Annotated in this window: 11 protein-coding genes; 5 read left to right on the forward strand and 6 right to left on the reverse strand. The window is 54.6% G+C overall.

The window, feature by feature from the left end; translation table 11 throughout:
- Window positions 1-257 precede the first annotated feature (257 nt).
- From NQ565_RS12790 to trhA, 5 genes are all read left to right on the forward strand, one after another.
- Complete coding sequence (locus tag NQ565_RS12790) at window positions 258-1115, forward strand: DUF3298 and DUF4163 domain-containing protein (protein ID WP_005653648.1); 858 nt, start codon at window positions 258-260, stop codon at window positions 1113-1115.
- 30 nt (window positions 1116-1145) lie between these two features.
- Window positions 1146-1766 carry a 16S rRNA (guanine(527)-N(7))-methyltransferase RsmG gene (gene rsmG / locus NQ565_RS12795; protein ID WP_005653646.1) on the forward strand — a complete coding sequence of 207 codons (621 nt, stop codon included), beginning with the start codon at window positions 1146-1148 and terminating at the stop codon, window positions 1764-1766.
- A 143-nt stretch (window positions 1767-1909) separates the two neighbouring features.
- On the forward strand, window positions 1910-2548 hold the full coding sequence (locus tag NQ565_RS12800) for an MBL fold metallo-hydrolase (protein ID WP_005653644.1): 639 nt from the start codon (window positions 1910-1912) through the stop codon (window positions 2546-2548).
- A gap of 128 nt (window positions 2549-2676) precedes the next feature.
- Window positions 2677-5526 carry an aminomethyl-transferring glycine dehydrogenase gene (gene gcvP, locus NQ565_RS12805; protein ID WP_005653642.1) on the forward strand — a complete coding sequence of 950 codons (2850 nt, stop codon included), beginning with the start codon at window positions 2677-2679 and terminating at the stop codon, window positions 5524-5526.
- Between the two features lie 217 nt (window positions 5527-5743).
- Window positions 5744-6415 (forward strand): PAQR family membrane homeostasis protein TrhA, encoded by a 672-nt coding sequence (gene trhA / locus NQ565_RS12810; protein WP_005653638.1) that lies wholly within the window; start codon window positions 5744-5746, stop codon window positions 6413-6415.
- Between the two features lie 34 nt (window positions 6416-6449).
- Here trhA and NQ565_RS12815 read toward each other — a convergent pair whose 3' ends face one another.
- The 6 genes from NQ565_RS12815 to NQ565_RS12840 all read right to left on the reverse strand — a co-directional run bounded on the left by NQ565_RS12815 (window position 6450) and on the right by NQ565_RS12840 (window position 11764).
- A complete protein-coding gene (locus NQ565_RS12815) occupies window positions 6450-7016 on the reverse strand; it encodes a nitroreductase family protein (RefSeq protein WP_016662920.1) in 567 nt (188 codons plus the stop codon).
- Window positions 7017-7103: 87 nt separating this feature from the next.
- Window positions 7104-8231 (reverse strand): HpaII family restriction endonuclease, encoded by a 1128-nt coding sequence (locus tag NQ565_RS12820; protein WP_005653634.1) that lies wholly within the window; start codon window positions 8229-8231, stop codon window positions 7104-7106.
- Between the two features lie 75 nt (window positions 8232-8306).
- Window positions 8307-8909 (reverse strand): IMPACT family protein, encoded by a 603-nt coding sequence (locus NQ565_RS12825; RefSeq protein ID WP_005653630.1) that lies wholly within the window; start codon window positions 8907-8909, stop codon window positions 8307-8309.
- A gap of 85 nt (window positions 8910-8994) precedes the next feature.
- The gene (locus tag NQ565_RS12830; RefSeq protein ID WP_040315602.1) at window positions 8995-9897 is read right to left on the reverse strand and encodes a DMT family transporter; all 903 of its coding nucleotides are present in this window, start codon (window positions 9895-9897) and stop codon (window positions 8995-8997) included.
- Between the two features lie 114 nt (window positions 9898-10011).
- Window positions 10012-11343 carry an MATE family efflux transporter gene (locus tag NQ565_RS12835; RefSeq protein ID WP_005653627.1) on the reverse strand — a complete coding sequence of 444 codons (1332 nt, stop codon included), beginning with the start codon at window positions 11341-11343 and terminating at the stop codon, window positions 10012-10014.
- Between the two features lie 16 nt (window positions 11344-11359).
- A complete protein-coding gene (locus NQ565_RS12840; protein WP_005653626.1) occupies window positions 11360-11764 on the reverse strand; it encodes an FKBP-type peptidyl-prolyl cis-trans isomerase in 405 nt (134 codons plus the stop codon).
- Window positions 11765-11831 lie beyond the last annotated feature (67 nt).

Genomic DNA, 11831 nt, shown 5'->3' on the forward strand with positions numbered 1-11831 from the left:
GAACTTAGTAAACAACCGGAACGGAGCGTTTGTTCAATTCCTCCTTCCCCTCCGGCCCGTACGCAAGCTGTGGCGCGCATTGCGGAACGGGAATATCCGTCTTGTGAGGCGCACGGGCGGGGATTGCCGAAGATAGGAAGTTTTAACCGCCTGCCGGGATTATTTTTTTCCTTTTTATGCGTGGAGTTCACTAATAAGTTCTATATTTGTCGATAAAGTTTCCTGAATGAAATGTTGTTTTATAAACGAAATCCAATATGAAAAAACAAACTGTCAGCCTACTTGTCCTTCTGCTTGCGGCAAGCGGCTTTTTCTTTTCCTGTGGTAACACCATGAACAAAAACGCCGGAGCGCTGGAGTTCGACAGCATACAAGTGAACGAAACCGCCCATCTCTTCGGTGATACCGCCAAGCCGGCATGCAACCTCATCATTAACCTTGCGTATGCTTCCCAATCTTCGGACGAGAAGATGAAGGACAGCCTGAACACCTATTTCCTCTCCGCCTGCTTCGGCGAGAAGTACATGGGCATGACTCCCGAAGAAGCCGTAAAGAAGTACACCGAAAAGTACGTGGGCGACTACCGCAAAGACCTGGAACCGATGTACCGCAAAGACGAGCAGGACAAGGAGAATGCCGGAGAGATAGGGGCATGGTACTCCTACTATAAAGGCATCGAAAGCCATGTGCAACTGTACACCGGACATCTGCTCGTTTACCGCATCGACTACAACGAATACACCGGCGGCGCACACGGCATCTATATGTCCACTTTCCTCAACCTCGACCTGCGCACACTCGCTCCCATCCGCCTGGACGACCTGTTTGCCGGCGACTACAAGGAGCAGCTCACCGACCTCCTTTGGAACCAGCTTATGGCGGACAACAAAGTAGCCACCCGCCAGGAACTGGAAGATATGGGATACGTCACCACCGGCGACCTCACGCCTACCGAGAACTTCTACCTGGGCAAGGACGGCATCACATTCTATTACAATGTCTACGACATCGCCCCCTACGTAATGGGCCCCGTAAAGATAACACTACCGTACGAAATGATGCAGCACCTGCTGAGCGACGAAACAATGGCGCTGAACGACGTGCGCAACCCATAACCCATAACTTTTATAACTCATAACACAACAATGGAACTTATCCTGAAATACTTTCCCGACCTGACAGAGGAGCAGAAAAGGCAGTTCGCCGCCCTCTACGACCTCTATACGGACTGGAACTCCAAAATAAACGTCATCTCGCGTAAAGACATTGAAAACCTGTACGAGCACCACGTGCTCCACTCCCTGGGCATAGCCAAGGTAATCCGCTTCAAGCCGGGTACGAAAGTCATGGACTTAGGCACGGGAGGCGGCTTTCCGGGCATCCCGCTGGCGATACTCTTTCCCGAAGTGCAGTTTCACCTGGTGGACAGCATCGGCAAGAAAGTGCGCGTGGCCACCGAGATAGCCGGCAGCATCGGACTGAAAAACGTAACCACCCGCCATGCACGCGCCGAAGAGGAAAAGCAACTGTTCGACTTCGTGGTGAGCCGTGCCGTAATGCCCCTTACCGACTTGCTGAAAATAATCCGCAAGAACATCTCGCCCAAACAGCAGAACGCACTGCCCAACGGACTCATCTGCCTCAAAGGCGGAGAGCTGGAGAGAGAGACGATGCCCGTGAAGAACAAAACCACGATGTGGAACCTCAAGGAATTCTTCGGGGAAGAGTTCTTCGAGACCAAAAAGGTGGTGTACGTGGCAAACTGAACGAGCACTCCGGAAAGCTAATGTAGCACTCTGGAAAGCAGAAGTGGCACTCTGGAAAGCTAATGTAGCACTTTAGAAAATTAATGTAGCACTTTAGAAACCGTAACAAACAACATATCGAATTAAACGCCTATATATACGCCATGAAGATAAAGAGATTTGAATTTAACATGTTCCCGGAAAACTGCTACGTGCTGTGGGACGAAACCCTGGAAGCCGTAGTTATCGATCCCGGCTGTTTCTACGAAGAAGAGAAACAGGCTTTAAAGAACTTTATCATCAGCAACGGGCTGCAAGTGAAGCACCTGCTGAACACGCACCTGCACCTGGACCACATCTTCGGCAACCCCTTCATGCTGAAAGAATTCGGACTGAAAGCGGAAGCCAACCAGGCGGATGAGTTCTGGATTGACGAAGCACCCAAGCAAAGCCGCATGTTCGGTTTCCAGTTGCCGGAACCGCCCGTACCGCTGGGCACTTACCTGCACGACGGCGACATCATCACCTTCGGCCATACGGAGCTGGAAGCCATCCACGTGCCGGGACACTCGCCGGGCAGCCTGGTGTACTACTGCGCGGCAGAGCACTGCATGTTCTCCGGCGACGTACTGTTCCAGGGCAGCATCGGCCGTGCCGACCTTGCCGGCGGCAACTTCGACGAACTGATAGAACATATATGCAGCCGCCTGTTCATACTGCCCAGCGAAACGGTTGTCTATCCGGGGCACGGAGCCCCCACAACCATCGGCACCGAAAAGGCGGAGAACCCGTTCTTCAGGTAAGCCTCCCCCCGTTCTCCGGATAAAAAAGCCCGCCGCAGAAAGCGCAGGACACCGGCCCTTCCGTAGCAGACGCAAGTACCGGTCCGCCCCCTGCGGCGAAAACAATAAACTTCTAAATCATTACCGTTATGAAAAACGACCTATTGGCTAACCGCCACATCGGCATCAGCAAAAAGGACGAAGAGCAGATGCTCCGCAAAATCGGAGTGAGCAGCCTGGACGAGCTGATTGATAAAACCATCCCCGCGAATATCCGTCTCAAAGAACCGCTGGCACTGCCCGAAGCCATGACCGAATACGAGTTCGGACAGCACATCTCGGCACTGGCAGCCAAAAACAAACTCTACACCACTTACATCGGCATGGGGTGGTACAACACCGTGACGCCTGCCGTAATCCAGCGCAACGTGTTCGAGAACCCCGTCTGGTACACCTCCTATACGCCCTACCAGACCGAAGTGTCGCAAGGACGCCTGGAGGCCCTGCTGAACTTCCAGACCGCCGTATGCGACCTCACCGGCATGCCCCTTGCCAACTGCTCCCTGCTGGACGAGGCAACCGCCGCCGCCGAAGCCGTGACGATGATGTACGCCCTGCGCCCGCGCGATATGCAGAAGTCGGGAGCCAACGTGGTGTTCGTGGACGAAAGCGTATTCCCGCAGACACTTGCCGTTGTCACCACCCGCGCCATCCCGCAGGGCATCCGGATACGCACGGGCAAGTACGGCGAAACGGAACTCACGCCCGACACCTTTGCCTGCATTGTGCAGTATCCGAATGCCGGCGGAAACATAGAAGACTACCGCGCATTCGTGGAGAAAGCGCACGCCGCAGGCTGCAAAGTGGCAGTTGCCGCCGATATACTGAGCCTCGCCCTGCTCACCCCGCCGGGAGAATGGGGAGCGGACATCGTATTCGGAACCACCCAGCGGCTGGGTACGCCGATGTTCTACGGCGGCCCGTCGGCAGCTTATTTCGCCACACGCGACGAGTACAAGCGCAACATGCCGGGACGCATCATCGGCTGGTCCAAAGACAAATACGGAAAACTGTGCTACCGCATGGCGCTGCAAACCCGCGAACAGCACATCAAACGCGAGAAGGCCACTTCCAACATCTGTACCGCACAGGCATTGCTGGCCACGATGGCAGGCTTCTATGCCGTATACCACGGGCCGGAAGGCATCCGCACCATTGCCGGACGCATCCACAGCATCGCCGCATTCCTGGAAAAGGAAATCAATAAATTAGGATACAGGCAGATGAACGCCCAATACTTCGACACGCTCCGCTTCGCCCTGCCCGACAATGTATCGGCACAGCAGGTGCGCACCGTAGCCCTGAGCAAGGAAGTGAACCTGCGCTACTTCAAGAACGGCGACGTGGGCATGAGCATTGACGAAACCACCGACCTCGCCGCAGTAAACGTACTGCTCTCCATTTTCGGCATCGCCGCCGGAAAGGACTATACCAAAGCCGCCGACATCCCCGAAAGCTGCACCATTGCGGAAGCGTTCCGCCGTCAGAGCGCGTACCTGACGCACGAGGTGTTCAACAAATACCACACGGAGACGGAGATGATGCGCTACATCAAGCGGCTGGACCGCAAGGACATCTCACTGGCGCACTCCATGATTTCGCTCGGCTCGTGCACCATGAAGCTGAACGCCGCCGCGGAGATGCTGCCCCTCAGCCGTCCGGAATTCATGGGCATGCACCCGCTCGTTCCCGAAGACCAGGCGGAAGGCTACCGCGAGCTTATACACAACCTCAGCGAGGAACTGAAAGTGATAACCGGCTTTGCCGGCGTAAGCCTGCAACCCAATTCCGGCGCTGCCGGAGAGTATGCGGGGCTGCGCGTAATCCGCGCCTATCAGGAGAGCATCGGGCAGGGACACCGCAACAAGGTGCTGATACCCGCTTCGGCACACGGCACCAACCCGGCTTCCGCCGTCCAGGCCGGTTTCACCACCGTTACCTGCGCCTGCGACGAACAGGGCAACGTTGACATGGCCGACCTCCGCGCCAAAGCCGAAGAGAACAAGGACAGCCTTGCCGCGCTGATGATTACCTACCCCTCCACCCACGGCATCTTTGAAACGGAAATCGTGGAAATCTGCCAGATTATCCATGCCTGCGGCGCGCAGGTGTATATGGACGGCGCCAACATGAATGCCCAGGTGGGGCTGACCAACCCCGGATTTATCGGCGCCGATGTATGCCACCTGAACCTGCACAAGACATTCGCGTCTCCTCACGGCGGCGGCGGACCGGGCGTAGGCCCTATCTGCGTGGCAGAGCATCTGGTTCCGTTCCTGCCGGGGCACGGACTGTTCGGCAATGCCGCCAATGAAGTAGCGGCAGCACCCTTCGGCAGCGCGGGCATCCTGCCCATCACCTACGGCTACATCCGCATGATGGGTGCGGAAGGGCTGGCACGCGCCACGCAAACGGCCATCCTGAACGCCAACTACCTGGCTGCATGCTTCAAGGATACCTACGGCATCGTTTATCGCGGGGCAAACGGCTTTGTCGGCCACGAAATGATACTGGAGTGCCGCAAGGTGCACGAGGAAACGGGCATCAGCGAAAACGACATCGCCAAGCGACTGATGGACTACGGCTATCATGCGCCTACCCTCTCCTTCCCCGTTCACGGCACGCTGATGATAGAGCCCACGGAGAGCGAAAGCCTTGCCGAACTGGATAACTTCGTACACGTAATGCTCGCCATCTGGCAGGAGATTCAGGAAGTGAAGAACGGCGAAGCGGACAAGACCGACAATGTGCTGGTAAATGCCCCGCATCCCGAATACGAAGTGGTGGCCGATACATGGGAGCACAGCTATACCCGGCAGAAAGCCGCCTATCCGATAGAAAGCGTACGCGACAACAAATTCTGGGTGAACGTGGCACGGGTGGACAATACGTTGGGCGACCGCAAACTGCTGCCTACGTGCTACGGGTGCTTCGAATAGGGTAGTGAAATATACCCGATGATTTTTTTAGGCACGGATTACACGGAATTCACGGATTTACTTGATTTTTTCTGTTTCTGCGAACTCTGTGTAATTCGTGAAATCCGTGAAACCTGTGTAATCTGCGAAATCCGTGTAATCCGTGCCTGAAAAAAAATACATACCATTTGTTTCTTTGTTTATATATCCCCCCTGCTTTTATGCCACAAATAAGTCTATGAGTACCACTCACAAAAGAAAAAGGAACGGTCTCTTCTACAGCAGAGGCGAAGAAACGGTCAACAGCCTGTCTCACGGCATAGGCATCTCGATGGCGGTCATTATCGGGGGATTCTTCCTGATGAAATGCTACCGGGCACAAGACCCGTGGGCGATACTCGGCATGTGGCTCTACCTGTTCGGTATGGGCGGCTCCTACCTGTCCTCCACCCTTTACCACTCCCTGAAGCACCATAACCCGTGGAAACGGCGGTTGCGCCATTGGGACCACGCGGCTATCTACTGGCACATTGCCGGAAGCTTCTCTCCCGTTACGCTGATTGCCTTGCGCGATGAAGGGCTATGGGGCTGGGGACTGTTCTGCTTTGTCTGGTTGTGCGCCGTTGCGGGCACTATCATCAGCTTCCGCAAAATGAAAGAACACAGCTATGTGGAAACGGTGTGCTACATCCTTATGGGGCTGTCCGTGCTGGTGGTGTTCAAGCAGCTTTTTGCCGTTGCGCCCGTATCCTGCTATTGGATTATCGGCGAAGGGGTATGCTATATAGGCGGTGCGGCGTTGTATTCCATACGCAGCGTGCGCTATATGCACTCGGCTTTTCATTTCTTCGTACTGGCGGGGTCGGGCTGCCACCTTGTTGCCGTATGGTACATTCTGGCGGGGATATAAACAGGCTCTCCGCCTATACATGATACATGCACCGTCAGCGGATTACGGTTACCGTGCCTGCCGCCAGCTTCTTCTCTTTCACGGGAGCGTCCGCAGGGGCATAGCCCAAGGCGGCACAGCCGTACACACGGTGATTTTCGGGGATGCCGAGGCGGGTGAGGAAAGCACGCACGTCGGGGTCGTCGCAGGTCTGCCCCAATTGGTTAATCCAGCAAGAGCCGATGCCCAAAGACTTGGCGGCAAGGAAAATATTCTGCAAGGCGCATGCGCAGTCCATAGACGCCCACCAGCGGGTAGGCTCGTTGGAGACGATGACCAGCGTCGGAGCATGGTAATAGCAACAATAGGTTTCGCTATGTCCGCGCTCCTGCAAATGAGGGTCGTCGCTCTTGGCAAAAGCGCCTTTTATCTTTTCATTCAGTTCGGTCAGCACGGCGGCATCCTGGATGGCGGTGAAATGCCACGTCTGGAAGTTCATGCCGCTGGGGGCATACGCTGCCGCTTCCAGTATAAGGTTCAAATCTCCGGCGGAAACCTGCCGTTCCGTATAAGTACGCACGCTGCGGCGCGACTTGATGTTTTCCAATACTTCGTTGCTCATTGTCAGGATATATGTTTTTTTATGTAAGGAGAGTAAATGCGTCAAGTTTCAGTCTGCCGTTCCGCCCATACGGCGCTAAACAGACGGTCAGCGCTTTACCAATCCTATCTTTACGTTCAGTTTAAAGTAATACACACCGTTCTCCCGCTCCAGGAAGCCGTATTTGTCCTTATCTACCGAACCCTTCTCGAAACGGGTGTTCCGGTAAAGGAAGTCGGCAAAGGTCTGCCGGTCGGACTTATGGTAGCAGAGCACCCCGCCGTCTCCATTGGTCAGCAGCATGCCTTCCACGGCAGAGTCCGTACCGTTGTAAATCTTTGCCGGACGCATGCCCGTTGCAAGCGCCAGCAGGAACTGCTTCATCTTGAACTCGTAGAAGCGGTGCTTGTTTATCAGTTCGTCCTTGATTTTCAGTGGATTCATCTCCTTAATGCGTTCCGTCAGTTCGGCAACACGGGTAATGCCGTCCAGGTGCATGATACGCACCATCTCGGCCAGCATGCGGGGGAAGTGGAGGTCTATCATCAGCAGGTTGCAGCGGAACACACGGTCGGCAACGTCGGAATACTTCAACACGCCGCCCAGACGCTCAATCATCATCATGCGTTCGGCAACTTCCATAGGCGATTCGGGCAAGGCGTTCACCTTGTTTACCGTGGGTACGGCAAACTTCACGCCGCTCTGCTCCAGCTTCAGATTGGCCGTGCGCCCGCCGTCCAGCAAAGGATTCATGTGGCTGAGACGACAACGGACGGTGAAGCCCGTGAGCGGAGCGTCCGCACTCCAGAAAGCTACGGAGAAGTCGGTACGGTCATCGGTTCTGGACTCCAAGTCGTAGATGTTCACAGCATCCAGAAAGGCTTCCAGCCCTTCGGAAACTTCCACCGCATCGCCTTGCTCATTTCTGAGCAGATGGAGTATGATTTCCGCCGCATCGCCAAAGTCCGCACGGGGAAACGAAAGCGGCTCTTTTCCTGCCGATGCGGTAAACGTACCGTCCTTCTCCACCGTACCGCTAACAATGCGCACATCCTCTTCCCCGATATAATAACGGCGCGTGCCGTCATGTTCCTCTCTCTGTATCAGCGCCACAGGCCAACACTTTCTATCATCTCTCTGCGCGTCCGGCGTTCCCAGAAAGACCTTTCCGTCCGCCAGCAGACGGAAGAAGGTATACAGTTCGCCCAGCTCGCGCTTGGTTGCTTCAAATGCCATATCAACACGATTTTGATTAAATAAGTGTGCAAAGATAAGTAAATCCGTACAAAAGATGTGGAAAACCCGGAGACTTTACGCTTCCTCAAAACGTAAAGTCTCCACCTTCTCCAGACGCGCCCTCAACTTGGGCATTGCCGACTTGCGGATGCGGAGCGTCATGCGGCAGTCCATGTCGTACGACTGCTCCAGCATCTCCGGCTCCTCTTCCTTGACAATGCGCATCACATCGTTCATGAAAGGATACTCGAAAAGGACGGTCACCGTTTCGTCCACCGTCTTTTCAATGACGGTGGCGGCAGCGATAGCCTCGGCAGCGGCAGCCTTATAAGCCACTATCAGTCCGCTGGTTCCCAGCTTTATACCGCCGAAATAACGGACTACGACAATCAGGATGTCCGTCAGTCCGTTCGAGTTTATCTGCCCCAAGATAGGCTTTCCCGCCGTACCGGACGGTTCGCCGTTGTCATTGGCACGGAAATCCTTGCGCTCGTGCCCCAACATATAGGCATAACACACGTGGCGAGCATCGTAGTATTTCTTCTGATAAGTTTCCAGATGCGCCTTTACTTCTTCAACCGTACGCACCGGCAAGGCAATAGCGATAAACTTGCTGCGCTTCTCGGTATAAATTCCCTCGGACGGGACGGCTATGGTTTTATACGTATCTTCGCTCATGCCGCAAAGATACTACACTTTTTGCTATCCGCCTTTTGATAGCCGGCAAAAAAAACTTTATCGCGGCAGAAGAAAGAGCCGCTTTTCAGCCGATGCGCCTCCTCACCAGTTGCAGCAACGGTTTCGCCGCAATTATCAGTGTCACGGCAGTAAGTATCATCAGTACGCCGAGCATGATGCGCGGAGTGAGCTGCTCGCCAAACACCACTACGCCGAAGAACAGCGCCGTCACCGGTTCCAGCGCCCCCAATATGGCAGCCGGCGTGGAGCCGATGAGGTGGATGGAGAGCGTCATCAGCACCAACGAAATGATAGTGGGAAACAAAGCCAGCGAAAGGACATTTGCCCACAGCACCGGCGAAGGGACGGGCTGCAAAGCCGTGCAAAAGTCCAGACGCACCACATAGATGCTGATGCCGAAGAGCAAAGCATAGAAAGTGAGTTTCGCCGTAGGCAGCTCCTTGAGTGAAGAGCGGTTCACGCCGACGATGTATATGGCGTAGGTCAGCGAGGAGAGAATAACGAACAGTACGCCCAGCATGCTCAACGTCTTCCCGTCCCCACCCTCGTACAGCAGGGAGATGCCCGTAAACGCCAGCGCTATGGAGAACATCGTGATGAAGGAGACCTTCTCGTGGAAAAACACCGCCATGATGATGGCAACCAGCACCGGATAGACAAACAGGATGGTGGACGCAATGCCCGCATCCATGTAGTTATAGCTCTCGAAGAGAAAGAACGAGGAAAAAGAGAACAGCAGCCCCATTACCGCCAGCGGAAGTATATCCGCCTTCTTCAGCGCAAAGGACTGTTTCTTCACTTTCATCAGGATGCCCAGCATCACAACGGCGAAAAAGTAACGGTAAAAGAGGACGGAGTCCACACTCATTCCCGCCCCGTACAAGGGCAATGCAAACAACGGGTTCATGCCGTAACTGGCAGCGGCAACGGCTCCGTAAGTAAATCCTTTAAGACGATTATTGGTCATGACAGTATCTCTTTCTGAAAAATCGGGCGCAAAGATACCGCTTTTATTGATACTTGGCTCCATGAAGAACTAAAAAGAATCCTGCACAACGCAAGCATGCCGCAAGGGAATTGTTCATGCCCCGTTCTTCATTTTATAATACAGCATACCCACCGCGTCTGCCAGCAGCCAACCGATGGGAATAGACCACCAGATGCCCGTTACCCCGACAGAAGGAATAGCCGCCAGTAGGTAGGAAAGCGCCACGCGAGTGCCCAGCGAAATCACCGTGAGCACTACCGACATCCCCGGCTTCCGGACAGCCCGGTAATAGCCGTAAAGCAGGAACAGAATGCCGATGCCGCAGTAAAACGCACCCTCTATGTGCAGGTACTCCACTCCGGTAGCAAGGATTTCCGTTTCGCCCGGATGGACGAAAATCAGCATCAGCGGTTCTGCAAAGACGAACACGAGCACGGAGACGATAATCGAAAAGATAACCGTAGTAAGCAAGGCGCTGCGGACACCCCGGCGGATACGCCCGTAACGTTTCGCCCCGAAGTTCTGCGCGATGAAAGTGGAAAAGGCGTTCCCGAACTCCTGCACGGGCATGTATGCAAAGGAGTCTATCTTGACGGCAGCGGCAAAGGCGGCCATGACTGCCGTGCCGAAGCTGTTGACCAGCCCCTGTATCATCAGGATGCCGAAATTCATGACCGACTGCTGCACACAGGTCAGTGTGGAGAAAGAGACTATCTCTTTCAGACTGCCACGGTCGAAGCGCATGTCCCCGATATGCAGCCGCAGTTCCGGACGCTTCCTCCAGGTATAGAGCACTATTCCCGCAGAAGCGACTCCCTGTGCCATGACCGTGGCTATCGCAGCCCCCTCAATGCCCCAGTCCAGTTGCAGGATGAAAAACAGGTCGAGAACGATATTCAGCGCCACAGAGAGTGCCAGAAACCAGAGAGGAGTTACCGAATCTCCCACCGCCCGCAGCATCGCCGCATAGAAATTATAGATAAACGTAAAGACAATGCCGCAAAAGATTATCCACAGGTAACCGCGCATCATGCCGTAAATGTCCTGCGGCACTTGCAGCAAACGGAGAATGGGGTCCAGCCATACGAATACCGCCATATTCAGCACGCACGTGACCGCCCCTATCAGTACGAACGACACGAAAATGCTGCGGCGCAGGGCGGAATGGTTTCCCGCACCGTAATGCAGCGAGAATACCGTGCCGCTGCCGATAGACAAACCGAGAAGGATGGAGATAAGGAAGACCATCAGCGTATACGCCGACCCTACCGCTGCCAGTGCATCCGCACCGATGCACTGCCCTACAATCAGCGTATCGGCTATATTATAGCACTGTTGCAGCAACGAACCCGCCATCATAGGCAGGGTGAAACGCAACAACGTACCCGTTATGCCACCCCGGGTAAGGTCTCCGTTCCGTAACATGATTGTTCACACCCTCTCAGGCAATGCCCAACAACTTCACTTCGAATATCAGTGTGGAGAAAGCCGGAATAGGCCCGCTGGTGCGTGTGCCGTATCCCACGGTGTACGGGATGTAAACCATCCAGTGGTCGCCTACACGCATCTGCTGCAAGGCTATCTGCCAGCCGTCGATTACTTCGTTCAGCCGGAAAGCTTCCGGACAGTTGCGCTTCCAGGAATTGTCAAACTCCCTGCCGTTGATGAGCGTTCCCTTGTAATGCACCGACACAATACTGTTCGGGCGAGGAGTAGCGCTACTGCCCTGCCCGCTTTCCAGAATACGGTAAAGCACGCCGGCAGCCAACTCCTTTACGCCTTCTTCGGTACGCAGATTTTGCAGGAACTGTTCGTTCTTCAGTTTGTATTCTTCCTTTTTACCCATATCGTTCTTTTGGTTTTAATAACTAATGCCGAATAACGGTATCTTATTTTGACGGCAAAGGTCGGCA

It is taken from the genome of Bacteroides stercoris ATCC 43183, from assembly GCF_025147325.1.
In the GTDB taxonomy this organism is placed as follows: domain Bacteria; phylum Bacteroidota; class Bacteroidia; order Bacteroidales; family Bacteroidaceae; genus Bacteroides; species Bacteroides stercoris.